Source organism: Streptomyces curacoi, assembly GCF_001513975.1.
Classification (GTDB): domain Bacteria; phylum Actinomycetota; class Actinomycetes; order Streptomycetales; family Streptomycetaceae; genus Streptomyces; species Streptomyces curacoi.
This window is the reverse complement of record NZ_KQ947985.1, coordinates 876,854-900,548: the sequence shown is the minus strand read 5'-3', so window position 1 is coordinate 900,548 and position 23,695 is coordinate 876,854. Positions and strand designations below refer to the sequence as shown.

At 71.0% G+C, this 23,695-nt stretch carries 24 protein-coding genes and 1 pseudogene; 8 read left to right on the top strand and 17 right to left on the bottom strand.

The annotated features are described in order from the left end of the window. Window positions 1-29 precede the first annotated feature (29 nt). Window positions 30-617, top strand: a complete 588-nt coding sequence (locus AQI70_RS09600) for a TetR/AcrR family transcriptional regulator (protein ID WP_062146390.1) — start codon at window positions 30-32, stop codon at window positions 615-617. Between the two features lie 63 nt (window positions 618-680). Here the strand turns inward: AQI70_RS09600 and AQI70_RS09595 are convergent, their stop codons facing one another. Continuing rightward, window positions 681-1,301: a M23 family metallopeptidase gene (locus AQI70_RS09595; protein ID WP_062146388.1), complete on the bottom strand. Its 621-nt coding sequence runs from the start codon at window positions 1,299-1,301 to the stop codon at window positions 681-683. A 494-nt stretch (window positions 1,302-1,795) separates the two neighbouring features. Here AQI70_RS09595 and AQI70_RS09590 point away from each other — a divergent pair, with 494 nt between their 5' ends. From AQI70_RS09590 to AQI70_RS09575, 3 genes and pseudogenes are all read left to right on the top strand, one after another. Next, window positions 1,796-2,443 (top strand): HAD family acid phosphatase, encoded by a 648-nt coding sequence (locus AQI70_RS09590; protein ID WP_062146386.1) that lies wholly within the window; start codon window positions 1,796-1,798, stop codon window positions 2,441-2,443. Window positions 2,444-2,503: 60 nt separating this feature from the next. Further along, window positions 2,504-3,177, top strand: a pseudogene (locus AQI70_RS37200) (NACHT N-terminal Helical domain 1-containing protein); the annotation flags it as partial. Between the two features lie 128 nt (window positions 3,178-3,305). Next, window positions 3,306-3,497, top strand: a complete 192-nt coding sequence (locus AQI70_RS09575) for a hypothetical protein (RefSeq protein ID WP_062146381.1) — start codon at window positions 3,306-3,308, stop codon at window positions 3,495-3,497. A gap of 60 nt (window positions 3,498-3,557) precedes the next feature. Here the strand turns inward: AQI70_RS09575 and AQI70_RS09570 are convergent, their stop codons facing one another. Next, a complete protein-coding gene (locus AQI70_RS09570; RefSeq protein WP_062146379.1) occupies window positions 3,558-6,083 on the bottom strand; it encodes an ATP-dependent Clp protease ATP-binding subunit in 2,526 nt (841 codons plus the stop codon). Window positions 6,084-6,516: 433 nt separating this feature from the next. On the opposite strand from AQI70_RS09570, the gene AQI70_RS09565 reads away from it, so the two are divergent. Then, complete coding sequence (locus AQI70_RS09565) at window positions 6,517-7,263, top strand: SCO3374 family protein (protein ID WP_062146377.1); 747 nt, start codon at window positions 6,517-6,519, stop codon at window positions 7,261-7,263. A 1-nt stretch (window position 7,264) separates the two neighbouring features. On the opposite strand, the gene AQI70_RS09560 is transcribed toward AQI70_RS09565, so the two are convergent. From AQI70_RS09560 to AQI70_RS09515, 10 genes are all read right to left on the bottom strand, one after another. After that, window positions 7,265-7,600, bottom strand: a complete 336-nt coding sequence (locus tag AQI70_RS09560) for a histone-like nucleoid-structuring protein Lsr2 (protein WP_007498879.1) — start codon at window positions 7,598-7,600, stop codon at window positions 7,265-7,267. Window positions 7,601-7,825: 225 nt separating this feature from the next. Continuing rightward, window positions 7,826-8,389: an amino-acid N-acetyltransferase gene (locus AQI70_RS09555; protein WP_062146375.1), complete on the bottom strand. Its 564-nt coding sequence runs from the start codon at window positions 8,387-8,389 to the stop codon at window positions 7,826-7,828. A 9-nt stretch (window positions 8,390-8,398) separates the two neighbouring features. Beyond that, window positions 8,399-8,863: a BlaI/MecI/CopY family transcriptional regulator gene (locus AQI70_RS09550; RefSeq protein WP_062146372.1), complete on the bottom strand. Its 465-nt coding sequence runs from the start codon at window positions 8,861-8,863 to the stop codon at window positions 8,399-8,401. 180 nt (window positions 8,864-9,043) lie between these two features. Further along, on the bottom strand, window positions 9,044-9,223 hold the full coding sequence (locus AQI70_RS09545; protein ID WP_062146370.1) for a hypothetical protein: 180 nt from the start codon (window positions 9,221-9,223) through the stop codon (window positions 9,044-9,046). 172 nt (window positions 9,224-9,395) lie between these two features. Continuing rightward, a complete protein-coding gene (locus AQI70_RS09540) occupies window positions 9,396-10,031 on the bottom strand; it encodes a hypothetical protein (protein ID WP_062146368.1) in 636 nt (211 codons plus the stop codon). 240 nt (window positions 10,032-10,271) lie between these two features. Next, window positions 10,272-11,069: a type III pantothenate kinase gene (locus AQI70_RS09535; RefSeq protein WP_003999087.1), complete on the bottom strand. Its 798-nt coding sequence runs from the start codon at window positions 11,067-11,069 to the stop codon at window positions 10,272-10,274. An 8-nt stretch (window positions 11,070-11,077) separates the two neighbouring features. After that, window positions 11,078-12,049, bottom strand: a complete 972-nt coding sequence (nadC, locus tag AQI70_RS09530; RefSeq protein ID WP_062146366.1) for a carboxylating nicotinate-nucleotide diphosphorylase — start codon at window positions 12,047-12,049, stop codon at window positions 11,078-11,080. Between the two features lie 5 nt (window positions 12,050-12,054). Then, window positions 12,055-13,809 (bottom strand): L-aspartate oxidase, encoded by a 1,755-nt coding sequence (locus AQI70_RS09525; protein WP_062146364.1) that lies wholly within the window; start codon window positions 13,807-13,809, stop codon window positions 12,055-12,057. Further along, window positions 13,806-14,798: a pantoate--beta-alanine ligase gene (gene panC, locus AQI70_RS09520; protein ID WP_062146363.1), complete on the bottom strand. Its 993-nt coding sequence runs from the start codon at window positions 14,796-14,798 to the stop codon at window positions 13,806-13,808. The genes AQI70_RS09525 and panC overlap by 4 nt, the downstream gene beginning before the upstream one ends. Beyond that, the gene (locus AQI70_RS09515) at window positions 14,795-15,724 is read right to left on the bottom strand and encodes a Rossmann-like and DUF2520 domain-containing protein (protein WP_062146361.1); all 930 of its coding nucleotides are present in this window, start codon (window positions 15,722-15,724) and stop codon (window positions 14,795-14,797) included. Before AQI70_RS09515 ends, panC begins: the two co-directional genes overlap by 4 nt. A 197-nt stretch (window positions 15,725-15,921) precedes the next feature. Between AQI70_RS09515 and AQI70_RS09510 the strand changes: the two genes are divergently transcribed. Then, window positions 15,922-17,202: a threonine aldolase family protein gene (locus tag AQI70_RS09510; protein ID WP_062146359.1), complete on the top strand. Its 1,281-nt coding sequence runs from the start codon at window positions 15,922-15,924 to the stop codon at window positions 17,200-17,202. Window positions 17,203-17,218: 16 nt separating this feature from the next. Here AQI70_RS09510 and AQI70_RS09505 read toward each other — a convergent pair whose 3' ends face one another. Continuing rightward, window positions 17,219-17,434: a hypothetical protein gene (locus AQI70_RS09505; RefSeq protein ID WP_003999093.1), complete on the bottom strand. Its 216-nt coding sequence runs from the start codon at window positions 17,432-17,434 to the stop codon at window positions 17,219-17,221. Between the two features lie 158 nt (window positions 17,435-17,592). Between AQI70_RS09505 and AQI70_RS09500 the strand changes: the two genes are divergently transcribed. Next, the gene (locus AQI70_RS09500; protein WP_062146357.1) at window positions 17,593-18,699 is read left to right on the top strand and encodes a DUF5937 family protein; all 1,107 of its coding nucleotides are present in this window, start codon (window positions 17,593-17,595) and stop codon (window positions 18,697-18,699) included. 21 nt (window positions 18,700-18,720) lie between these two features. Here the strand turns inward: AQI70_RS09500 and AQI70_RS09495 are convergent, their stop codons facing one another. The 3 genes from AQI70_RS09495 to AQI70_RS09485 all read right to left on the bottom strand — a co-directional run bounded on the left by AQI70_RS09495 (window position 18,721) and on the right by AQI70_RS09485 (window position 21,363). After that, on the bottom strand, window positions 18,721-19,353 hold the full coding sequence (locus AQI70_RS09495; RefSeq protein ID WP_062146355.1) for an AAA family ATPase: 633 nt from the start codon (window positions 19,351-19,353) through the stop codon (window positions 18,721-18,723). A 49-nt stretch (window positions 19,354-19,402) separates the two neighbouring features. Then, the gene (locus AQI70_RS09490) at window positions 19,403-20,074 is read right to left on the bottom strand and encodes a response regulator transcription factor (protein ID WP_062146353.1); all 672 of its coding nucleotides are present in this window, start codon (window positions 20,072-20,074) and stop codon (window positions 19,403-19,405) included. Between the two features lie 74 nt (window positions 20,075-20,148). Then, entirely contained in the window at window positions 20,149-21,363 is a 1,215-nt protein-coding gene (locus tag AQI70_RS09485; RefSeq protein WP_062146351.1) for a sensor histidine kinase, read from the bottom strand. Between the two features lie 118 nt (window positions 21,364-21,481). Here AQI70_RS09485 and AQI70_RS09480 point away from each other — a divergent pair, with 118 nt between their 5' ends. Then, window positions 21,482-22,528 carry an SAM-dependent methyltransferase gene (locus AQI70_RS09480; protein ID WP_062146349.1) on the top strand — a complete coding sequence of 349 codons (1,047 nt, stop codon included), beginning with the start codon at window positions 21,482-21,484 and terminating at the stop codon, window positions 22,526-22,528. A gap of 14 nt (window positions 22,529-22,542) precedes the next feature. On the opposite strand, the gene AQI70_RS09475 is transcribed toward AQI70_RS09480, so the two are convergent. After that, entirely contained in the window at window positions 22,543-23,694 is a 1,152-nt protein-coding gene (locus AQI70_RS09475; RefSeq protein WP_062146347.1) for an NADH-quinone oxidoreductase subunit D, read from the bottom strand. Between the last annotated feature and the right edge of the window lies 1 nt (window position 23,695).

Genomic DNA, 23,695 nt, shown 5'->3' with positions numbered 1-23,695 from the left:
AGTTTTCCGGAAAGCCGAGTAGCGCGAGGATGGGCGGCACCATGGACGGCACCAAACAGCGGCGCCGCGGGAACACCCGCCAGCGCATCCAGGACGTGGCCCTCGAACTCTTCGCCGAGCAGGGCTACGAGAAGACCTCCCTGCGCGAGATCGCCGAGCGTCTGGACGTGACGAAGGCGGCGCTCTACTACCACTTCAAGACCAAGGAAGAGATCATCGTCAGCCTCTTCGAGGACCTGACGAAGCCGATCGAGGACCTGATCGAGTGGGGCAGACAGCAGCCGCACACCCTCGACACCAAGCAGGAGATCATCCGCCGCTACAGCCAGACCCTGACCGACGCGGCCCCGCTCTTCCGCTTCATGCAGGAGAACCAGGCGACCGTCCGCGAGCTGAGCATCGGCGAGATGTTCAAGGAGCGGATGCTCGGCATGCGCGACATCATCATCGATCCGGACGCGGACCTGGTCGACCAGGTCCGCTGCATCAGCGCCCTGTTCACGATGCACGCCGGGATGTTCGTACTGAAGGACGTCGAAGGCGACCCCGAGGAGAAGCGCAAGGCAATCCTCGAGGTCGCCACGGACCTGGTCACCCAGGCACACAAGGGCGCCTGAACGGCTCGGCGTCCCAGACGGTCAGGCATCCAAGACGGTCAGGCGCCCAAGACAGCAGGCGTCTCAGACGGTCAGACCCTTGGCCCGCAGGAAGGCCACCGGGTCGACGGCGGAGCCGTAGTTGGCGGTGGTACGGATCTCGAAGTGCAGGTGCGGCCCGCTGGAGTTGCCGGTATTGCCGGACCGGGCTATCTGCTGACCGGTCTTGACGACCTGGCCGACCTTCACGTCGATGCGCGACAGGTGGGCGTACTGGGAGTAGGCCCCGTTGCCGTGCTTGATGACGACGGCGTTGCCGTACGCGGGACCGTCACCGGCGCCGTTACCGCCGGCCTTGACGACGGTGCCGCCGTGCGCGGCCACGACCTGGGTGCCGCTGGGCACGGCGAAGTCCTGCCCGCTGTGGGTGGACTGCCACCTGGCGCCGGCCTGCGCGAAGCTGGCGGTCTTCGTGTACTTCTTCACCGGGCTCACCCAGGAGGCGGCCTTCTTGGCGGCGGCCTTCTTCACCGCGGCGCTCTGCGCCTGTACGGCGGTGGAGACGCCGGTGGCGGAGGTCATCTCAGCGGCGACCGCGCCCCCGGCGCCCAGTACGACCGAGGCCCCCAGGCCGGCGGCCAGCACAGCGGCACGGTTGCGGAACGAGGACGTACGGGACGAACGGAACGAGAAGCGCGGGGACATTCGAAACCTCACGGGGACGACGGCAGAGAAAACCACCCGACGCACGAAGCGGTCGCCGGATGGCCATCCCTTGGTAACCCCCGTCCGGGCGAACCCCAAAACCCGCTATCTACGACGGACGCTAGTACTCCGCCACAAAAATCCCTGCATCTTGACAGAGCCCGCATTAGGGACGAATAGGCACAGATACCCAATCCGCCGGACGGATTCCGTGACAGAAGTCCGTTTTGCCCCAGGGGCCGTTTCCACTATTCCCGCTAGTAGCGGACAAATCGCCTGTGCGGCATGTCACCGCTGAGCGCAATCACGGAACCCCGGAATGTGACGGGCGCTACGCCCCCCTCCGCCTTCGGTAATGAATGCCGTCGCCGGTCTGTGATGGACACCTCAACTTGAGCTACCGTCCGGTAACCAGCTGGTTCCCCACCAGCCATCCCTGCGCACGAACATGCACGCGACAACCACAGCGCACGTGACGTGAGAGGACCCCCCACATGACGCTTCGCCTTTGGGCACGCCGAATCGCGGTCAGCACCGCCTCAGCGGCGGCCCTCGTGGCCCTCGCGGTCCCCGCCGAAGCCGCCACGACAGCGACGAGCGCCTCCCCCGCCGCCTCGACCGCCACCACCACGGCAGTGTCCTCGGCGGATGTCGACTACGACACCTGGCAGAAGGACTGCCAGGCGGTGATGGACCAGGCGCTGCCCTATCTGAAGCAGCGGATCGCGAACACCAAGCCGGGTGAGAAGCAGGCGATCGTCTTCGACATCGACAACACCACCCTGGAGACGGACTTCGGCTTCAGCTACCCGCAGCCGCCCAACCAGCCGGTCCTGGAGGTCGCCGAGTACGCCCAGGAGCACGGCGTCTCCCTGTTCTTCGTGACCGCCCGCCCCGGCATCATCTACTCGGTGACCGACTACAACCTGGAGCACGTCGGCTACCAGGTCTCCGGCCTCTATGTACGGAGCTTCCTCGACCTCTTCAAGAACGTCGCCGAGTACAAGACGGCCCAGCGCGCCGACATCGAGTCCAAGGGCTACACGATCATCGCGAACATCGGCAACAGCGCCACCGACCTGTCCGGCGGCCACGCCGAGAAGACCTACAAGCTGCCTGACTACGACGGCCAGCTCTCCTGACCGGTCCCGTCAACTCCCGGTAGCCTCACCCCCGTTCGCGCGATCACGGGGGTGAGGCGAATGGAGCCCGCGGTACTCGGCGGCCGACTGGTGTCCAGCCTGGTCGGCCCGCTGGTGAGACAGCTGTTCGTCCAGGATGCGCCCGGCGCCGGCCTGGTCGACAAGCCCGTACGCCTGTCGCATCTCGTGTCCTTCCGGGGCGAGAAGCGCACCCTCGGGGAGGCGGAGGTCCGCAGACTCGCCGGCAAGCTGATTGCGGAGGCCGTGGCCTCACCCGGCGAGCGGCCGTTCCCGCCCGACGAGGAAGCGGCCGTGACCGACACCCTGGCCCGTCGGCTGCTCGCCCTGGGCGACCTGGACATGGACGACGTCCAGGCCGTACGCCTGGGCAATCGCGGACTCGCCCGGAAGCTGCACCGCCACGCCACGCCCCCCGACGGCCTGCACATCCTGGAGTTCTTCACCGCCGCTCCACGTTCGTGACCCGGACCCTGGTCGAGCAGAGCCGCGTGCAGTCCGAACTGATGGCCAGGGTCGACGAGTTGACCGCCCGCACGCCGCGCCCCTTCGCCCGGGACACCGCGTTCGAGCACCGCTACCTGCGCCATGTCGAGCAGCAGCACAACCACATCACCATCTACGGCATCGACCTGCGCGACTCTCCCGACCGCTGGCCCCTCGAAGTCGCCTGCCTGAGCCTGGAGGCGACGGCAGACGAGGAGCGCGCGGCCCCCCGCAAGAGCCGACGAGGTCCTCGCACATGTCAGCGCCACCGACGTCGTCCTCACGGTGCGGGAGGGCGCCGAGGTCCAGGCCCTGCCCCGGCTCGGGCCACGGCCCTGGATCCGCTTCAGCGGGCCGCATGAGCGACCGCTGTCCCGCGATCAGTGACCTGTCGCCGCTCGCCAGCACACGGCTCACCGATCTGCATCTGTCCTGGGCGGGTTCGGTGCTGGACTGGATCGACGACGCCCCGCGAATGCCCGGTGTCGAAGTACTTCGGGCCGAGTGGTACACGGACGTCTTCCCTGACGCGGAGATCGTCGTGGGGTGAGTGACGGCAACGCAAAAGGGGCCGGCGCTCGAAAGCACCGGCCCCTTCAGCTGGTGAGGCTTACGCCTCCTTGCTCAGGTTCGGCCCCGTTCCACCGGCCGCCTGCTCGATCGGCGGGACGTCCGGCAGTGCCGACTTCTCCTCACCGCGGAAGGTGAAGGTCTTGGCCTCGCCCTCGCCCTCGGTGTCCACGACCACGATGTGACCGGGGCGCAGCTCGCCGAAGAGGATCTTCTCCGACAGCGAGTCCTCGATCTCGCGCTGGATCGTCCGGCGCAGCGGCCGGGCGCCCATAACGGGGTCGTAGCCCTTCTTCGCGAGCAGCTCCTTGGCGGACTGGGCGAGCTCGATGCCCATGTCACGGTCCTTCAGGCGCTCGTCCACCTTGCTGATCATCAGGTCGACGATCCGCAGGATGTCGGCCTGGGTCAGCTGCGGGAAGACCACCACGTCGTCGACGCGGTTGAGGAACTCGGGGCGGAAGTGCTGCTTGAGCTCGTCCGACACCTTGTTCTTCATGCGCTCGTAGTTGGTCTTCGTGTCACCCGAGGCCGCGAAGCCCAGGTTGAAGCCCTTGGAGATGTCCCGGGTGCCGAGGTTGGTCGTCATGATGATGACCGTGTTCTTGAAGTCCACGACCCGGCCCTGGGAGTCGGTCAGGCGACCGTCCTCCAGGATCTGCAGCAGCGAGTTGAAGATGTCCGGGTGGGCCTTCTCCACCTCGTCGAAGAGGACGACGGAGAACGGCTTGCGGCGGACCTTCTCGGTCAGCTGGCCGCCCTCTTCGTAGCCCACGTAGCCGGGGGGCGAACCGAAGAGACGCGACACCGTGTGCTTCTCGCTGAACTCCGACATGTCGAGGGAGATCAGCGCGTCCTCGTCACCGAAGAGGAACTCGGCGAGCGCCTTGGACAGCTCGGTCTTACCGACACCGGACGGGCCGGCGAAGATGAACGAACCACCCGGACGCTTCGGGTCCTTCAGACCGGCACGCGTACGGCGGATCGCCTTCGACAGCGCCTTGACGGCGTCGTTCTGGCCGATGACCCGCTTGTGGAGCTCGTCCTCCATGCGGAGCAGGCGGGACGACTCCTCCTCGGTCAGCTTGAAGACCGGGATGCCGGTGGCGGTCGCGAGGACCTCGGCGATCAGCTCGCCGTCGACCTCGGCGACGACGTCCATGTCGCCGGCCTTCCACTCCTTCTCCCGCTTGGCCTTGGCGGCCAGGAGCTGCTTCTCCTTGTCGCGGAGAGAGGCGGCCTTCTCGAAGTCCTGCGAGTCGATCGCGGACTCCTTGTCGCGGCGGACACCGGCGATCTTCTCGTCGAACTCGCGCAGGTCCGGCGGAGCCGTCATCCGGCGGATACGCATCCGGGAGCCCGCCTCGTCGATCAGGTCGATCGCCTTGTCGGGGAGGAAGCGGTCCGAGATGTAACGGTCGGCCAGGGTGGCGGCCTGGACCAGCGCCTCGTCGGTGATGGAGACGCGGTGGTGGGCCTCGTACCGGTCACGCAGACCCTTGAGGATCTCGATCGTGTGCGGCAGGGACGGCTCGGCGACCTGGATGGGCTGGAAGCGGCGCTCAAGGGCCGCGTCCTTCTCCAGGTGCTTGCGGTACTCGTCCAGCGTGGTCGCACCGATGGTCTGCAGCTCACCACGGGCCAGCATCGGCTTCAGGATGGAAGCCGCGTCGATGGCGCCCTCGGCGGCACCCGCACCGACCAGCGTGTGAAGCTCGTCGATGAACAGGATGATGTCGCCGCGGGTGCGGATCTCCTTGAGCACCTTCTTCAGGCGCTCCTCGAAGTCACCGCGGTAGCGGGAGCCGGCGACCAGCGCGCCGAGGTCCAGGGTGTAGAGGTGCTTGTCCTTGAGGGTCTCGGGCACCTCGCCCTTGACGATGGCCTGGGCGAGGCCCTCCACGACGGCGGTCTTGCCGACGCCGGGCTCACCGATCAGGACCGGGTTGTTCTTGGTACGGCGGGACAGCACCTGCATGACCCGCTCGATCTCCTTCTCGCGCCCGATGACCGGGTCGAGCTTGGACTCACGAGCGGCCTGGGTGAGGTTCCGGCCGAACTGGTCGAGGACCAGGGACGTCGAGGGCGTGCCCTCGGCAGGCCCGCCGGCGGCGGCGGTCTCCTTGCCCTGGTAACCGGAGAGCAGCTGGATGACCTGCTGCCGCACCCGGTTCAGATCTGCGCCCAGCTTGACCAGGACCTGGGCGGCGACGCCCTCGCCCTCGCGGATCAGGCCGAGCAGGATGTGCTCCGTGCCGATGTAGTTGTGGCCCAGCTGAAGGGCCTCGCGGAGCGACAGCTCCAGGACCTTCTTGGCACGGGGGGTGAAGGGGATGTGACCCGACGGGGCCTGCTGGCCCTGGCCGATGATCTCCTCCACCTGCTGGCGGACCGCCTCGAGCGAAATCCCGAGGCTCTCAAGGGCCTTGGCGGCGACACCCTCACCCTCGTGGATCAGGCCCAGGAGGATGTGCTCGGTGCCGATGTAGTTGTGGTTGAGCATCCGGGCTTCTTCCTGAGCCAGGACGACAACCCGCCGCGCGCGGTCGGTGAACCTCTCGAACATCGTTAATCGCTCCTCAGAGCGGTCAGGCAGTGGGGGGAACTTCCCCTCCCTGTCCTTCCGCAGCTTAGTCCCGCAAGCGGGGACCGCTCATTCCAACTGCCGACACCGTCGATGGCCTCCTGACCCCGCTAACGCCGACATCTGCTCCAACCCGATGGTGCGAGACGATGTTCCCGCAGGCCAGGTGGTTACCCTCACCATCAGTACGCCGATGGCGAACGTGAGACGCCCCTTGCCTGCGTGTCGCCCCCTCCCACTAGGGATGTCTTACCCGCTGGGACTGACACTCCATGCCGCGCCCCCCGGTTCCCTCCGCTACGGGCGAACAACCTTGCGCCACCTCACACCCCCGCACGCCCCCTCGCTCGGCACTGTACGCATCCACAAAGACACCCAGCGTAACCCGTACGCCCTTTCGGTGGTTGCACCATGCATGGCCGGCCCTCGCCCCGCGATCACCACGGACGTCGTAGCGCTCCCCCTTCCCCGTCGGCCGCTCGATCCGAGCGATCAGGTCCGGCGGTGGTACGAGAACGAACTGGGCTGGCCCGTGGTGCCCGGGCCGCCCGGCTCCCCGCTGAGCCTTCGCGTGGGTCTGCGCTTCGACGTCCTGGACGTTCCGGCCGAGGCGGGCCGCGCGGCACTGCGCCATCTGACGCCGGGCTCTCCGGTGGCCGTGCGGGGCGACCGGCTGCGGCTGCTCGTGGCCGCGGGCAGCGCACAGGAGGTGCCGGGGGTGCTGGACTGGCTGGAGTGGGGCGCCCTGCCCCTGGACCTGACGGCGCTGGGCGAGGGCGACCTCATGGAGGCGCCGCTGCCACCCGATCAGGGACCGGCCATGGCGGTACGGCCGCTCGAACGGGCCGGACCGGCCGCCGCCGCGGACGTACGGCACCCCGTCGATCCCGGACCGAAGGGGGCCGTACGGCGTCCTGGCCTGCCGGGGCACGGCGGGGTGCGGCTGCTTCCCCGGGGCCGCTCCGCTGCCGTGCAGGGGGCCGCCGTGTGGCTGCGGCCCCCCGAGCCTGGGGGCGAGGTCGAGGCCTCGCTGCCGACGCTGTCGGCCTTGGGGGGCGGTGGAAGCGCCCCCGATCTCGTGCGGGTGCTGGACACGGTGGCAACGCACTGCCACCGCCTGCGGCTGCGACGCGTGTGCGCACAGCCGTCGGGCTGTCCGTAGATCAGGCGTTCGCCTTCTCGTATGCCTCGCGAATGGACGCGGGAACCCGGCCGCGGTCGTTGACCTCGTAACCGTTCTCCTTTGCCCACGCGCGGATCTGCGCGGTGTCCTGGCTGCCACCGGAAGCGGCGCGCGCCTTTCCACGCCCACCCGAAGCGCGGCCTCCGGTACGACGACCGCCCTTCACGTAAGGCTCGAGAAGGCCGCGGAGCTTGTCCGCATTGGCAGTCGTGAGATCGATCTCGTACGTCTTGCCGTCCAGCGCGAACGTCACGGTCTCGTCCGCCTCGCCGCCGTCGAGGTCGTCGACAAGAAGGACCTGAACCTTCTGTGCCACCGGATTTCCTTTCATCGATAACTTGAGGGCCGGGGGTCTGCGGCGTCCGCCGTTTCACCGTCCCCTGTTATATGCAGTACTGCAGTACGTCGGAAAGCAAACCGCTTTTGCTGGAAAAACACAAACCCCCGGGAGAGACCCACAGCCCGCCCACGGCCCGGAAACATGCGCGTTTCGGACATAGGGCACCCGGGCAGGGCCGTCCGCCGGAATAGAGGCCGGCGATCACAGATGCAGAAGCATCCGGCTGTTGCCCAAGGTGTTCGGTTTCACTCGTTCGAGACCGAGGAACTCCGCCACGCCCTCGTCATAGGAACGGAGCAGCTCCGCGTAGACATCGGTGTCAACCGGCGTCTCGCCGATCTCCACGAAGCCGTGCTTGCCGAAGAAGTCCACTTCGAAGGTCAGGCAGAAAACCCGGCGAACGCCGAGCCAGCGCGCGGTGTGCAGCAACTTCTCCAGCAACTGATGGCCGACGCCGGCGCCCTTCAGGCCGGGCTTCACGGCGAGAGTGCGCACTTCCGCCAGGTCTTCCCACATCACGTGCAGGGCGCCGCAGCCGACGACCTCCCCGTTGTCGTCCCGTTCCGCGACCCAGAACTCCTGGATGTCCTCGTAAAGCGTCACCGTGGCTTTGTCGAGCAGGATGCGACGCCGGACGTACTCGTCAAGGAGACGACGCACCGCCGGGACATCGCTGGTGCGGGCCCGCCGGACGGTGATGGCTTTTGCGGTGACTTCTGGGCTCTCCGCCGCGGGGGTCTCGGCCGAGTGGCTCTCTGCTGACATGAGCGGACGCTATCGCCCGCCGGGCTCCCGCGCCGAGCCGGGGTTCTGACGGTCGGTATCCGTGGGCGTATCGGTGCCGGTATCGGCGCTGCTCGTATCCGTGCTCGTAACGCGGCGGGTATCGGGGGGTTCCGCGGGTTCCGGCGTTTCCGGGCCCTGGACGATGCGTACGGCGTCTCGCAGGGCCCGGCGCTGTTCGTCGCTCATCATGCCGAAGAAGGCAACGAGTGCGGCGGCGGGGTTGTCACTCTGCGACCAGGCGTCGTTCATGAGGGCGGCGGCGTAGGCGGCCCGCGTGGAGACTGCCTCATATCGATAGGCCCGGCCTTCCGCTTCGCGGCGCACCCAGCCCTTCTGATGGAGATTGTCCAAAACGGTCATCACCGTGGTGTAGGCGATGGACCGTTCCTGCTGAAGATCTTCCAGGACTTCTCGAACGGTCACCGGGCGGTTCCACTTCCACACCCGCGTCATGACCGCGTCTTCGAGTTCTCCCAATGGGCGAGGCACAACTCAGCACAATAGTGGGAGATCTCGATGTTGGCGTGCCGGACGTGCGCTTTACCTGACAAATGGCGACAAAAAGGGCGTACGACTCGCAAAGCGCTGGGCTGGGAGTCGTACGCCGCGGAGCGTCGGGGTCAGGCGTCGGGGTCAGGCGTCCGGGTTCGCGGGGGCCTGACGGGTGCCCTCCACGCGCGCGAGGGCGGCGTCGACGGCCGCGTCCTCCTTGGCCTTGTTGGCTCCGCCCTGGGTCTTCACGATCACCCTGATCACACCGATGAAGAACACGGCCATGACGGCCGGGGGGAGGAGTGCGGAGACGTAGTCCATGCGTCCAGGGTAGCCAGGGGGTGGGGCGCGGCCGGGGCCGGGTTGGGGTGGATTGGGGTGAGGTGTGGGGTGGGGTGGCGGTGAGGGTGGAGAGGCGGTGGGGCCGCGCTGCCCGGCCCGCGAGGGCCGGGGCGCGTGTCGGGGGGCCGCCGGGGAGCCTCTGCGGCTGCTCTCAGCCTGCGGCGAGTTGCTGGGGCGGGTTCGCGGGGGGCGGGGTCGGTTTGCGGCGCGGGAAGACCTCGCCGGGGGTGGGGATGGGGCGGCTCGGCCTCGGGGCGGCGGGTGTGGACTCGGGGCCGGGGCCGGGTTTGGGCGCGGCCGGCTTTTCGGCGGGTTTCTTCCGCGGCTGCTTGGCGGGCTCCTGGCCGGTGGGCTGGGCGGGGAGGTCGACCGTGGTGCCGGGGGAATGGCCGGAGAGGCCGCCGGGGAGGGCCAGGAGGCGCGTGCGGGCCGCGGGAACGGTCGGTGTGGCCAAGGTCTGGCAGCGGTCGAGGAGGGCGGCCGCGGTGGGGTTGGCGCGGAGCGCGTGCAGAGCGGCGAGGTCGTCGGGGCTCGGGTGGTGCCCGGCGTCGAGGACCTCCTCCAGGAGGGTGAGGTAGCCGGCTGTGGCACCGGGGAGGGCGGCGCGGTAGCGGGCCAGGTCGGCCACCAAGAAAGCACGCAGCCGGGCGCCCTCGCGCATCGCCTCGTCGAGCGACTCGGCGAGGTGGAGACACTCCTGGACGTCCTCGGCCGAGGCGGGGCTGGGGTGAAGGGCAAGAGCGAGAGCGCGGCGGAGCACACGCAGCTCCTCCACGCCGAACGCCATGCCGCCGCGGGATCCGTATGGCGTGGGCATGCGGCGACGATACGCGCTAATCAGACAAACGCGGCGTAGGGAGCTGGTGTGGCGCGGGGAGCCACTCGGATGCGTGCGCAAGCCGTGCCGGGGGGTGTGCGTCCTGCCGCCCGGCCGCGGGCAGTCGTGCCGCGACCCACCCCCGGTCGGCCGCGGCGCCGAGCAACCCGTCAGCGGGCGGCGGCAGGTCCCCCGGCCCGGCCGGCGGAGTCACATGCGGGAGACGTTGCGTTCGTAGACCAGGCGCAGGCCGATCAGCGTCAGCCACGGCTCGTGTTCGTCGATGACCGAGGACTCGCCCAGGACCATCGGCGCCAGCCCGCCCGTGGCGATGACGGTGACGTCGTCGGGGTCGTCCGCCAGTTCGCGGGCCATGCGGCTGACCACGCCGTCCACCTGGCCGGCGAAGCCGTAGATGATGCCGGCCTGCATCGCCTCCACGGTGTTCTTGCCGATCACGCTGCGCGGGCGGGCCACCTCGATCTTGCGGAGCTGGGCGCCCTTGACGCCGAGTGCGTCGACGGAGATCTCGATGCCAGGGGCGATGACACCGCCGATGTACTCGCCGCGCGCGCTGACCGCGTCGAACGTCGTCGCCGTACCGAAGTCGACGACGATGGCCGGGCCGCCGTAGAGGTCGACCGCCGCCACCGCGTTGATGATGCGGTCCGCGCCGACCTCCTTGGGGTTGTCCGTGAGGATCGGCACGCCCGTCTTCACGCCCGGTTCGACGAGGACGGCGGGGACGTCGCCGTAGTAGCGGCGGGTCACCTCGCGCAGTTCGTGGAGGACCGAGGGGACCGTCGCGCAGATGGCGATGCCGTCGATGCCGTCGCCCAGTTCCTCGCCGAGGAGCGGGTGCATGCCCATCAGGCCCTGGAGGAGGACCGCCAGTTCGTCGGCCGTGCGGCGGGCGTCCGTCGAGATGCGCCAGTGCTCGACGATGTCCTCGCCGTCGAAGAGGCCGAGGACGGTGTGGGTGTTGCCTACGTCGATCGTGAGGAGCATGCCCGTTCCTACTCCGCCGCTCGCAGGTCCAGGCCGATGTCCAGGATCGGCGAGGAGTGGGTGAGGGCTCCTACGGCCAGGTAGTCGACGCCCGTGCCGGCGTACGCCCTGGCGTTGTAGAGGGTGAGGCGGCCCGAGGCTTCGAGCGCCGCGCGGCCGTGCACGATCGCCACCGCCTCCTCGCACTCGCCCGGCGTGAAGTTGTCCAGGAGGATCAGGTCCGCGCCCGCGTCCACGACCTCGCGCAGCTGGTGCAGGGTGTCGACCTCGACCTCGATCGGGACGTCCGGGAAGGCCTCGCGGACCGCCCTGAAGGCCTGGGTCACGCCGCCCGCCGCCACCACGTGGTTGTCCTTGACCAGCGCCGCGTCCGACAGGGACATGCGGTGGTTGACTCCGCCGCCGCAGCGCACCGCGTACTTCTCCAGGGAGCGCAGGCCCGGCGTCGTCTTGCGGGTGTCGCGGACCTGCGCGCTCGTGCCACGCAGTACGTCCGCCCACGCGCGCGTGGCCGTCGCGATGCCCGACAGGCGGCACAGGATGTTCAGCGCGCTGCGTTCGGCCGTGAGCAGGTCGCGGGTGCGGGTGGTGATCGACAGGAGCTTCTGGCCGGGCTCCACGCGGTCGCCGTCCTCGACGTGGCGCTCCACCTCGAACTCGTCCTCGCAGACCATCGAGACCACCGCTTCGGCGACCCTGAGGCCCGCCACCACGCCCGTCTCGCGGGCGACGAAGTCGGCGGTGGCGACCGCCTCTTCCGGGATGGTCGCGACCGTCGTCACGTCCACGCCGTGCGCCAGGTCCTCCTGGATGGCCACGTTGGCGATGTCCTCGACCTCGACGGGGTCGAGTCCCGCGTCGGCCAGGAGCTGGGCGAGCGCGGGGTCGAGGCCGCACTCCAGGTACTCCTCGTCGGCACCGCAGGCGCAGTCGTCGCCGCAGCCGCCGTTCGAGGCGAGGGGAAGGTCGGGGGTGGTCACTTCTGTCACTGCTCCTGCTGTGGCATGGGGGCCCCTGCTGCTCGGGCGAGGCCGAGGGCTTGGGGGAGGGTCGGGGGGAAGTCTGCGGTGTCGGTGGTGTGCACGGCCAGTGTGCGGTCCGGGTTCAGGCGTACGACGATGTGGCGGCGCCATGCCGTGTCGTCGCGGTCGGGCTCGTCCTCCCGCCAGTGGCAGCCCCGTGTCTCCTCGCGCAGGTGTGCGGCGGCGACCAGGACGCGGGCCACGCACAGGAGGTTGGTGGCCTCCCAGGTGTCGACGCCGGGCTCGGCGGTCTTGCCGTTCTCGGCGAGGGCGTCGCGGGCGTCGGTGTGGAGCCGCTGGAGCTGTTCGGCGGCCTTGGCGAGGGAGTCGGCGGAGCGCAGGACGCCGGCGCCGTCCGTCATGATCCGCTGGATCGCGAAGCGGGCCTCGGGGGTGAGCAGGGGGTGCTCGGGCGTCTCGGGGTACGGCACCGGGTGCGGCACGCGCGCGTGGAGGCCGTTGGCCGCACGGGCGGCGGCGATGTCCACCGCGATGCGCTCGGCGTAGACCAGGCCTTCGAGGAGCGAGTTGGAGGCCAGGCGGTTGGCGCCGTGGACGCCCGTGCAGGCGACCTCGCCGCACGCGTACAGGCCGGGGACGGTCGTACGGCCGTGGGAGTCGGTGCGTACGCCGCCGGAGGCGTAGTGGGCGGCCGGGGCGACCGGGATGGGGTTGTGCACCGGGTCGATGCCGTGGGCGCGGCAGGCGGCGAGGATCGTCGGGAAGCGGTGCTCCCACATGTCGGCGCCGAAGTGGCGGGCGTCGAGGAACATGTGCTCGGCGTCCTGCTCCTGCATACGGCGCATGATGCCCTTGGCGACGATGTCCCGGGGGGCGAGTTCGGCGAGTTCGTGCCGGCCCACCATGAAGCGCACGCCGTGGGCGTCGACCAGGTGGGCGCCTTCGCCGCGTACCGCCTCGGAGACCAGGGGCTGCTGACCCTCGGCGTCCGGGCCGAGGAAGAGCACGGTGGGGTGGAACTGGACGAATTCGAGGTCGCTCACCTCCGCGCCCGCGCGCAGGGCGAGGGCCACGCCGTCGCCCGTCGACACGGACGGGTTGGTGGTCGCCGAGAAGACCTGGCCCATGCCGCCGGTCGCGAGGACCACCGCGGGGGCGTGGACCGCCCCTACGCCGTCGTGCTGGCCCTCGCCCATGACGTGCAGGGTGACGCCCGCCGTGCGGCCTTCGGCGTCCGTCAGGAGGTCCAGGACGAGTGCGTTCTCGATCGTGCGCAGGCCGCGCGCGCGTACCGCCTCGACGAGGGCGCGGGAGATCTCCGCGCCGGTCGCGTCGCCGCCGGCGTGGGCGATGCGGCGGCGGTGGTGGCCGCCCTCGCGGGTCAGCTCGATGTCGCCCTCGTCGTCGGTGTCGAACTGGGCTCCGGTGGAGATCAGCCGGCGTACGGCGTCGGGGCCCTCCGTGACCAGGATGCGGACCGCTTCCTCGTCGCACAGGCCGGCGCCCGCGACCAGGGTGTCGTCGAGGTGCTGTTCGGGGGTGTCGCCCTCGCCGAGGGCCGCGGCGATGCCTCCCTGGGCCCAGCGGGTGGAGCCGTCGTCGAGGCGGGCCTTGGTGACCACGACGGTCTTCAGGCCGGCGGCCTCGCAGCGCAGGGCGGCGGTGAGGCCCGCGACGCCGGAGCCGACGACCACGACGTCCGCGGAGATGAACCACCCGGGCGCGGGCGCGTGCAGTCGTATGCCTGTGCTGGTCACGAGGCGGCTCCGAAGGTGAGGGGGAGGTTGTCGATCAGCCGGGTCGTCCCGACCCGGGCGGCGACGGCGAGGACGGCCTCGCCGGTGAAGTCGTCCTCGATCTCGGTGAAGTCGGAAGGGTCGACGAGCGCCAGGTAGTCCAGTTCGAGCGGCGGGTCGAGGCGGGCGGCCTCGTCGAGGACCAGGCGGGCGGCGGCGCGGACGGCTGCCGCGGCGCCGGGGACGGCTTTGGCGACGGCGTGCGCGTCGGCCGCCGCGCGGGACTCCCCTATGGCGCTGAGCGCCTCGGCACGCGCGCGCGTGGCGGGCACTTCGCGGGCCCGCGCGCGCAGCGCCTCCTGGGCCGCGTGCCGGTCGCGGCCGGCGAACAGCGCCTGGGAGAGCGCGAGCGCGGTGCGCCGCTCCTTGGGCGAGAGGTAGCGGTTGCGGCTGGAGAGCGCGAGGCCGTCCTCCTCGCGCACGGTCGGGACGCCGACGATCTCGACGCCGAAGTTCAGGTCGCGCACCATGCGGCGGATCAGGGCGAGCTGCTGGGCGTCCTTCTGGCCGTACAGGGCGACGTCGGGGCGGGTGAGGTGGAGCAGCTTGGCGACGACGGTGAGCATGCCGTCGAAGTGGCCGGGCCGGGAGGCGCCCTCCAGGCGTTCGCCCATGGGGCCGGCGCTGATGCGGACCTGGGGCTCGCCGCCCGGGTAGACCTCGTCCACGGAAGGGGCGAACACGGCGTCCGCGCCCGCCTGCTCGGCGAGCTTGAGGTCGGCCTCCAGGGTGCGCGGGTAGCGGTCGAGGTCCTCGCCCTTGCCGAACTGCAGCGGGTTCACGAAGACGGTGACGACGACCTCGCCGTCCGGTCCGGCGATCTCGCGCGCGGTGCGGACGAGGGTGGCGTGGCCCTCGTGCAGGGCCCCCATGGTCATCACGACGGCGCGGCGGCCCTTGCGCACGCGCGCGTGCAGCTCGTCGGCGGTACGCAGCAGGGTGGTGGTCATCGGCCGTCTCCCTCGGCGCCGTTGGTCCCGTTGGCGAGTACCCCGAGGAGGTCCTCGGCGAGCTCCGGCTTGAGCAGTCCGTGGGCGAGTGCCCGGTCGGCGGTCGCGCGTGCCATCGCGAGGTAGCCGGCGACGGTCTGCGGGGCGTGCCGGCGCAGCTCCGTGACGTGCGCGGCGACGGTGCCGGCGTCCCCGCGCGCGACGGGGCCGGTCAGCGCCGCGTCGCCGGAGCGCAGGGCGTTGTCGAGGGCGGCGCCGAGCAGGGGGCCCAGCATGCGGTCGGGGGCCGCCACGCCCGCCTCGCGCAGCAGCTCCATGGACTGGGCGACCAGCGTCACCAGGTGGTTGGCGCCCAGCGCGAGGGCCGCGTGGTACAGCGGGCGCATCTCCTCGGCGATCCACTCGGGCTCGCCGCCCATCTCGATGACCAGGGCCTCGGCGGCCAGCCGCAGCTCCTCGGGCGCGGTGACGCCGAAGGAGCAGCCGGCCAGGCGCTGGACGTCCACGGGGGTGCCGGTGAAGGTCATCGCCGGGTGCAGGGCCAGCGGCAGCGCGCCCGCGCGCAGGGCGGGGTCCAGGACCTTCGCGCCGTAGCGCCCGGAGGTGTGCACCAGCAGCTGCCCCGGCCGTACGGCCCCGGTCTCGGCGAGGCCCTCGACCAGGCCCGGCAGCGCGTCGTCCGGGACGGTGAGCAGGACCAGCTCGGCGCGCTGGAGGACCTCGGCGGGCGGCATGAGCGGCACGTCGGGGAGCAGCTGCGCCGCCCGTCGCCGGGAGGCGTCGGAGACCCCGGAGACGGCCACCGGGCGGTGCCCGGCGAGCTGGAGGGACGCGGCGAGCGCGGGGCCCACGCGGCCGGCGCCGACGACACCGACGGTGAGCCGCGCGGGGCGGTCCTTGGGATCTGGCTGTTGGCTTGTACTCACTCGACGGCGGCCTTCCCGTTCCAGTCCGCTCTGGGTACCGGACGATTTCTCGTCATGTTAACGCGATCGGTTCGAGAGGCGTTCGGTTGTCCACAGGCTGTGGGTTTCCCCACGCCTTCGCACGCGGGGGCAACGCGGGGGCCCCGGCGTCCGAAACGCGGGTGCCCGCGTGGGCGGACGCGCGGCATGATCCGGGCATGAGCGATACGGCGGAGCAGGGCGGGCAGCGGACAGGGACGGGGCCGGACGAGTGGTCTCCCGACGAGCAATCGGGGCCGGACGAGCCGTCACCCGACGAGCAATTGTCGGGCGGGCAGCTGTCGGACGACGAGCGGCGCAAACGGCGCCGCGAACGGCGCAATGCCGCCCACCGCGGCGCGCAGCGCGTGCTCGCGCGCCCCGGCTTCCTGGGCACCCTCCGCGAGCGCCTGGCGCTGCTGGACGAGGCGCGCGCGCTGGATGTGCACGACCTGGACCAGCCGTCGGACCTCTACGGCGACGGAATCGTCGAGGCCTTGGAGCAGAAGACCGCCGGGCTGCTCGGCAAGGAGGCCGCCGCGTTCTTCCCGACGGGCACGATGGCCCAGCAGGTGGCCCTGCGCTGCTGGGCGGGCCGGACCGGCACCCCGACCGTCGCCCTGCACCCGCTGGCCCACCCCGAAGTGCATGAACGGAACGCGTTCAGCCAGGTCAGCGGCCTGCGCCCGGTCCATGTGACCAGCGAGCCCCGACTGCCGACCGCCGCCGAGGTGCGTGACTTCGACGAGCCCTTCGGGGCGCTGATGCTCGAACTCCCCCTTAGGGACGCCGGTTTCGTGCTGCCCTCATGGGAGGAGCTCACGGACGTGGTGGAGGCGGCGCGGGAGCGCGATGCGGTGGTGCACTTCGACGGCGCGCGCCTGTGGGAGTCCACCGTGCACTTCGGCCGCCCGCTGGAGGAGATCGCGGGCCTGGCGGACAGCGTGTACGTGTCGTTCTACAAGTCCCTCGACGGCTTCGGCGGCGCGGCCCTCGCCGGTCCGCAAGCGCTGGTGGACGAGGCGAAGGCCTGGCGGCACCGCTACGGCGGCACGGTGTTCCAGCAGTTCCCCACCGCTCTGTCGGCACTCGCCGGCCTGGAGCGGGAGCTGCCCCGGCTGCCCGAGTACGTGGCCCACGCGCGCGTGGTGGCCGCCGCACTGCGCGAGGGCTTCGCGGCGGCCGGGGTGCCCTGGGCGCGGGTCCACCCCGAGCCGCCGCACACGAACGAGTTCCAGGTCTGGCTGCCGTACGACGCCGACGCCCTCGCGGAGGCCGCGATCCGGCAGGCCGAGGAGACGAAGACCGCCCTCTTCGCCAACGGATGGGAGGCCAAGGGGCCGGGCCTGGCCTTCACCGAGGTCTACGTACGGGCCGCCGGTCTGGAGTGGACGGCCGCCGACGTGACAGCGGCCGTCGCGGAGTTCGTCGCCCGGCTCCCCGGCGAGGCCGGCACGTAGCGGCGCCGGGTCGGGATCAGCGAGGGGAGTGCGGCCGCATATGCAGCCACCGCCCCAGGGCCTGCCGTATCCGCCCGTGGGCCGGTCGCCCGGCGACGGCCGCGCGGAACTGCCGGTGGTCGCGCCACTCGCGCACGACCTGCCAGTCGTGGGCGCCAGGCGCCGGAGGCACGGGCTCGCCGAGCTGACGGGCGCGGTAGGTGTCGAGGAGGTGGTGCTGCGTGATGCTCATGACGGATCGCCTGGTCGGGACGTAGGAGAGGTGGGGATCGGGCTCCGCGGCTGCCCCGGTGGTCCCAGGTTGCTCGGCTGCGAACGCCACGTCGCGTCGATTGACGGCCGTCGTCAATCGACGGCCGCGTTGTCAGTGGCGGGGTGCACCATGAGGACATGAGCGTGAGCATCGACATCACGGGGCTGCGGCCGGAGAGGCTCGCCGTCGTGCCCTCCCCCCTGGCCGAGCTCGGCATGGCGCTGCACGCGCTGTCGGAGCCGGGGCACCACCCGGGCCTGCAGGGCTGGGTGACGGGCGTGACGGCCCGGCTGGACTCGCATCTGGCCGACCGGATGTGCGAGGCCGACTTCCTGTGGCGGACGACGTTCTCGGACCTCTTCATGCCCTTCGCGGGCATCCCGGGCCGCAGCACTCTCCCGGGCGCCACGCTCGCCGAGGACCTGGACCTGCTGGACAAGCTGACGGACGAGCAGTTCGTGGAGGCGGCCCTGGAGTTCACCTGTGCCGCGCCGTACGGCACACAGGGGGCCGACGCGCTCTCCGACCCCGGGGTGCGCCGACGGGCGCTGGAGCTCGCCGCCGCGCGCGGGCCGCGGCAACTGCGGTTCAGCGAGCGGCTGCTGACGGAACCGCCGCGGATCCGGGCCTGGCTGCGGCAGTTCCTCCAGGACTGCGACGAGGCGTTCTTCGCGGAGGCGTGGTCCCGCCAGCGCCACCAGCTCGCGGCGGACGCCCGCCACAAGACCGACCTGCTGCGGCACAGGGGCCTGGCCGAGGCGCTGGCCGCGGTGTCCCCGGCGGTGACCCTCGACGAGGCCGCCGCCCGGATCACGGTCGACAAGCTCGGCGAGGACCACACGGCCACGGAGGACGGCGGCCTCCTCCTCGTCCCGACGAGCCTGGGCTGGCCCCACCTGATGGTCCTGCACCGCCACGGCTGGCAGCCGGTGCTGCACTACCCGGTCGGTTCCCCCGAGCTCGCCGCCCCGCCCACGGTCGAGCAGCTCACCCTGCGGATGACCGCGCTCTCCCACCCCGTGCGGATGCGCATCTGCCGCAACCTGGCCCGCAGCGCCTACACCACGGGCGAACTGGCGCAGGCGCACGGCATGACGGCACCGGAGATATCGCGGCACCTGGGCGTCCTGAAGAAGGCGGGCCTGATCACCACACGCCGCCGCGGGCGGTACGTCATGCACCAACTGGACGTGACGGTGGTGGCCCGGCTGGGCAGCGACTTCCTGGAGGGGATCCTCCGATAGGGCCCGTGGCCGGGCCGGGCGTCAGTCGAACCGGATGTGCCTGATCCCGACCCCCGCCTGCCGCAGCCGCGTCCGCAGCGCGCCCTCGTTGTTCGGCCTGAGTCTCAGCCCGGCCAGGACGGCGATCCGGTCCGCCGTCTTCGGCACGGTCGAGTGGTCCGTCCACAGGTGCTCGGCGAACTCCGGCTCGCGCAGCCGCTCCAGACAGTGGTCGAGCTGCCGTACGGCCCAGCTCTCCCGCCGCAGCCCGGCGTTCTTCCCGGCGACGTACTGAAGGAGGTGCCCGAAGCCGCGCTCGCGCAGCCGCTTCAGCACGGTCTCGCGTTCCGCGAGGAGCGTGAAGTGACGTACGTCGTGACCGATCTCCCGCAGCCGGCCGACCGTCTCGGCGAAGCAGTCGGGGCGGGTGACCGTCATGGGGGCGATCACCACGCCGTCGTGCTTGGTGAGGGCGAGGTCGAGTACCTCGACGACGCCCTGCCGCCAGGCCGTCAAGTCCTGGAAATCACCACGGAGCTCCGGCGGGAGCATGCGCCGCAGGCCGAACCCTGCGTGCTCGGGGTCGCAGACGACGCTGCCGGGCAGTCGGCGCTGGATCTCGTGTGCGGTCTGTGTCTTGCCGCCCCCGAAGGGTCCGTTGATCCACAGAAGCATGCGCAGACCCTAGTGCCCGTCGGTCACGCGCGGGTGACGTACCCGGGAATCAGCCGTGCCCGCCCGCCCGGACCAGCCCCGTCTCGTACGCCAGCACCACCACCTGCACCCGGTCGCGCAGCCCCAGCTTGGTCAGGATGCGGCCCACGTGGGTCTTCACCGTCGCCTCGGACAGGACCAGCCGGGCCGCGATCTCGCCGTTGGACAGGCCCTGGGCGACCAGCACCATCACCTCGCGCTCCCGGTCGGTGAGCCGCTCCAGCTCCTTGTGCTGGGGCTCCTTGCCTGCGGAGGGCAGCATCGGCGCGAACCGGTCGAGCAGCCGCCGGGTCGTCGAGGGGGCCACCACCGCGTCGCCGCTGTGCACCGAGCGGATGGCGGCGAGGAGTTCGCCGGGCGGCACGTCCTTGAGCATGAAGCCGGAGGCGCCCGCCTTCAGCCCGGAGAAGGCGTACTCGTCGAGGTCGAAGGTGGTCAGGATGAGCACCTTGGGCGGATCGGGCTCCGAGCAGATGCGGCGGGTGGTCTCCACACCGTCCAGCTTCGGCATGCGCACGTCCATCAGCACGACGTCGACCGGAGTCGAGCGCAGCACCTGGAGGGCCTCGACGCCGTCACCCGCCTCCGCGACGACCTCCATGTCCGGCTGGGCGGCGAGCACCATCCGGAACCCGGTGCGCAGCAGCACCTGGTCGTCGACGAGCATCACGCGGATCGTCATCGGGGTCCTCTTCCGTGTCTTCCGTATCCGTCTACAGGGCCGTTACAGGTGTCAACAAAGGGCATGCGCAGGCGTCAGTGTGCCGGTTTGAGCGGCAGCAGCGCACTGATGCGGAATCCTCCGCCCGGGCGCGGCCCCGCGTCCAGGGTCCCGCCGACCATGCCGACGCGCTCGCGCATCCCGATCAGACCGTGGCCCTTGCCGTCGGCGCCGCCGTCCTCGTACAGCTCGTGCGGCGCGCCCTTGCCGTCGTCCTCGACGAGCAGGCCGAGACCGTCGTCGAAGTAGACCAGGCGCACACTCGCCCCCGCGTTGGGACCCCCGTGCTTGCGGGTGTTGGTGAGCGCCTCCTGCACAATGCGGTACGCCGTCAGCTCGACGCCGCTGGGCAGCGGGCGCGGCGTGCCCTCCACCTTGAAGTCGACCGGCAGGCCGGAGTTGCGGCACTGCTGGATGAGCTCGTCGATCTGTTCGACGTCGGGCTGGGGGACGTACTCGCCGCCCTCCTGGTGCTCACCGGTGCGCAGCACCCCGAGCAGGCGGCGCATCTCGGCGAGGGCCTGGCGGCCGGTGGAGGAGATGGTCTCCAGGGCCTTCTTGGCCTGGTCGGGGGCGGAGTCGAGGACGTAGGCGGCGCCGTCGGCCTGGACCACCATCACGGAGACGTTGTGCGCGACGACGTCGTGCAGCTCGCGCGCGATACGGGCGCGTTCGGCGGCGACCGCCACCTTGGCCTGCGCCTCGCGCTCCTTTTCGAGCCGGGTCGCGCGCTCCTCAAGCTGCTCGTAGTAGGCGCGCCGGGTGCGGATCGAGTCGCCGAGCACCCAGGCGAGGGCGAACGGCACCGTCATGAAGATCACCAGGGCCACAGTGCCCAGGACGCTGGACTCCTGCTCCGGCCAGCGCAGCTGTGCCAGCGGCGCGGCCGACAGGCCCATGGCGAGCGCGAGCCGGGAGGCCCAGCGGGCGCCCGTCGCGGCCACGGTGTAGGTGATCACCAGGAAGGCGAAGTTCGCGGCCGTCGTCGCCACGTCCAGCGCCATCTGTGCCAGTCCCACGCCGATGGCCAACAGCAGCATCTTCTCCGGCATGCGCCGGCGCAGCGCGATGACCAGGCACAGCAGCAGGACGACCGGGACGACGGCCAGCGCGGATTCGGTGCCCCGAGCCTCCTGCCCGGCCGCCTGCTCGAAGGCCGTGGTCATCACAGAGATCCCGAAAAGGAGGACGGCCCAGAAGCTGTCGACCCCTGTCGGGTGCCTGCGGAGGAAGTCATAGAGGCGCTGCACGTAACCCAGCGTAGGGAAGTGAGATGTGTGCAGGGGTCAACCGGAGGGCCGATCCGCACCACGAGCGCGTACTCCCCAAGGTGGAGGCCGCGTTCCCCTGTGCGCTTAGCCTGGGCCGGTGACAGCAGAGGCGACGGGCGAATGGCACGGGTGGCGTGCGGCGACGCAGGCCGCTCTCTACGGGCCGGGCGGCTTCTATCGGCGGCCCGAGGGCCCGGCCGGCCACTTCCGTACGTCCGTCCACGCGTCGCCGCTCTTCGCCACGGCCGTGGCCCGGCTGCTGTGCCGGGTCGACGAGGCGTTGGGCCGCCCCGGGTCGCTCGACTTCGTCGACATGGCGGCGGGGCGGGGCGAGCTGGTCTCCGGCGTCCTGGCCGCGCTGCCCGCCGAGGTGGCGGCACGCACGCGTGCGTACGCCGTCGAGATCGCCGAACGCCCGCAAACGCTGGATCACCGGATCGAGTGGCTGCCCGAGCCGCCGCGGCGGATCACAGGGCTGCTGTTCGCCAACGAGTGGCTGGACAACGTCCCCGTCGAGGTCGCGGAGGTGGACTCCGCGGGCGTACCGCGCCTGGTCCTCGTACGACGGGACGGCACCGAGCGCCTCGGGGATCCGGTCGCCGGCGCGGAGGCGCGGTGGCTCGCGCGGTGGTGGCCGCTGGGCGGCCGGGACGCGGCGACGGATAGGGAAGGCGCGCCGGTCGTGGAAGGGCTGCGGGCCGAGATCGGGCTGCCGCGGGACGAGGCCTGGGCCGCCGCTGTGGCGACGCTGGAGCGGGGGCTGGCGGTCGCCGTCGACTATGCGCACACGGTGAGCGCCCGGCCGCCCTTCGGAACGCTCACCGGCTTCCGGGAGGGGCGCGAGACGGCGCCCGTGCCCGACGGTTCCTGCGACATCACGGCGCACGTCGCGCTGGACGCCTGCGCGACGGCGTGCGCGCTGCCGGGCGCACGCCTGCTGTCCCAGCGCGACGCACTGCACGCCCTGGGCATCACCGGCGCACGCCCCCCGCTCGCACTGGCCTCCACCCACCCGGCCGACTACGTACGAGCCCTCGCGACCGCGGGCGAAGCCGCCGAGCTCACCGCGGCGAGCGGGCTGGGGGACTTCGGGTGGCTGGTGCAGCCGGTCGGCATTCCGAACCCCCTCGAACCGGCGGCCTGACCGGTGGCCCCGCCCTACTTGTCGATGTCCCCCACCACGAAGAACATCGACCCCAGAATCGCCACCATGTCCGCGACCAGCGTCCCCGGCAGCAGCTCGACCAGCGCCTGGATGTTGTTGTACGAGGCGGAGCGCAGCTTCAGCCGGTACGGGGTCTTCTCGCCCTTGCTGACGAGGTAGTAGCCGTTGATGCCGAGCGGGTTCTCGGTCCACGCGTACGTGTGGCCCTCGGGTGCCTTCAGCACCTTGGGAAGCCGCTGGTTGATCGGCCCCGGCGGCAGCTCGGCGAGCCGGTCGAGGCAGGCGTCGGCCAGGTCGAGCGCATGGTGGGTCTGCTCCAGCAAGCACTCGAACCGGGCGAGGCAGTCCCCCTCCTGTCGCGTCACCACCTTCAGAACGTCCTGCAGCTCGCCGTACCCGAGATAGGGCTCGTCCCGACGCAGATCGAAGTCGACGCCCGAGGCGCGCGCGATCGGCCCGCTCACGCCGTACGCGTGCACGGTCTCCGGCGGGAGGACGCCCACGCCCCGCGTGCGCCCCCGGAAGATCTCGTTGCCGAGGACCAGGTCGTCGAAGCGGTCCATACGGGAGCGCACGTCGGCGACGGCGGCCCGCGCGCGCGTGGTCCACCCGGCCGGCAGGTCCTCCTTCAGGCCGCCCACCCGGTTGAACATGTAGTGCATACGCCCACCGGAGACCTCCTCCATCACATGCTGGAGCTCCTCGCGCTCCGTGAAGGCGTAGAAGATCGGCGTGATCCCGCCGAGCTCCAGCGGGTAGGACCCGAGGAACATCAGGTGATTGAGCACGCGGTTGAGCTCCGCGAGCAGCGTCCGGGTCCACACGGCCCGCTCGGGCACCTCCATGCCGAGCATGCGCTCCACGGCGAGGACGACGCCCAGCTCGTTGGAGAAGGCCGACAGCCAGTCGTGGCGGTTGGCGAGCATGATGATCTGCCGGTAGTCGCGCGCCTCGAACAGCTTCTCCGCACCGCGGTGCATATAGCCGATCACCGGCTCCGCGGACGTGATCCGCTCGCCGTCGAGAAGCAGCCGCAGCCGCAGCACGCCGTGCGTGGACGGGTGCTGAGGCCCGATGTTGAGCACCATGTCGGTGCTCTCCGCGGCGCCGCCGATACCGACCATGGTCTCCGTCGTAGGAGTCATG

What these genes read in the sequence shown, in the direction of transcription:
- AQI70_RS09490 (WP_062146353.1), bottom strand. Translation starts at nt 20,074, where the DNA reads ATGACGATCCGCGTGATGCTCGTCGACGACCAGGTGCTGCTGCGCACC.
- AQI70_RS09570 (WP_062146379.1), bottom strand. Translation starts at nt 6,083, where the DNA reads ATGTTCGAGAGGTTCACCGACCGCGCGCGGCGGGTTGTCGTCCTGGCT.
- AQI70_RS09590 (WP_062146386.1), top strand. Translation starts at nt 1,796, where the DNA reads ATGACGCTTCGCCTTTGGGCACGCCGAATCGCGGTCAGCACCGCCTCA.
- AQI70_RS09535 (WP_003999087.1), bottom strand. Translation starts at nt 11,069, where the DNA reads ATGCTCCTCACGATCGACGTAGGCAACACCCACACCGTCCTCGGCCTC.
- AQI70_RS09475 (WP_062146347.1), bottom strand. Translation starts at nt 23,694, where the DNA reads ATGACTCCTACGACGGAGACCATGGTCGGTATCGGCGGCGCCGCGGAG.
- AQI70_RS09495 (WP_062146355.1), bottom strand. Translation starts at nt 19,353, where the DNA reads ATGCTTCTGTGGATCAACGGACCCTTCGGGGGCGGCAAGACACAGACC.
- AQI70_RS09555 (WP_062146375.1), bottom strand. Translation starts at nt 8,389, where the DNA reads ATGTCAGCAGAGAGCCACTCGGCCGAGACCCCCGCGGCGGAGAGCCCA.
- AQI70_RS09505 (WP_003999093.1), bottom strand. Translation starts at nt 17,434, where the DNA reads ATGAGCATCACGCAGCACCACCTCCTCGACACCTACCGCGCCCGTCAG.
- panC (WP_062146363.1), bottom strand. Translation starts at nt 14,798, where the DNA reads ATGACCACCACCCTGCTGCGTACCGCCGACGAGCTGCACGCGCGCGTG.
- AQI70_RS09575 (WP_062146381.1), top strand. Translation starts at nt 3,306, where the DNA reads ATGAGCGACCGCTGTCCCGCGATCAGTGACCTGTCGCCGCTCGCCAGC.
- AQI70_RS09500 (WP_062146357.1), top strand. Translation starts at nt 17,593, where the DNA reads ATGAGCGTGAGCATCGACATCACGGGGCTGCGGCCGGAGAGGCTCGCC.
- AQI70_RS09595 (WP_062146388.1), bottom strand. Translation starts at nt 1,301, where the DNA reads ATGTCCCCGCGCTTCTCGTTCCGTTCGTCCCGTACGTCCTCGTTCCGC.
- AQI70_RS09565 (WP_062146377.1), top strand. Translation starts at nt 6,517, where the DNA reads ATGGCCGGCCCTCGCCCCGCGATCACCACGGACGTCGTAGCGCTCCCC.
- AQI70_RS09540 (WP_062146368.1), bottom strand. Translation starts at nt 10,031, where the DNA reads ATGGCGTTCGGCGTGGAGGAGCTGCGTGTGCTCCGCCGCGCTCTCGCT.
- AQI70_RS09550 (WP_062146372.1), bottom strand. Translation starts at nt 8,863, where the DNA reads ATGACGCGGGTGTGGAAGTGGAACCGCCCGGTGACCGTTCGAGAAGTC.
- AQI70_RS09545 (WP_062146370.1), bottom strand. Translation starts at nt 9,223, where the DNA reads ATGGACTACGTCTCCGCACTCCTCCCCCCGGCCGTCATGGCCGTGTTC.
- AQI70_RS09600 (WP_062146390.1), top strand. Translation starts at nt 30, where the DNA reads ATGGGCGGCACCATGGACGGCACCAAACAGCGGCGCCGCGGGAACACC.
- AQI70_RS09510 (WP_062146359.1), top strand. Translation starts at nt 15,922, where the DNA reads ATGAGCGATACGGCGGAGCAGGGCGGGCAGCGGACAGGGACGGGGCCG.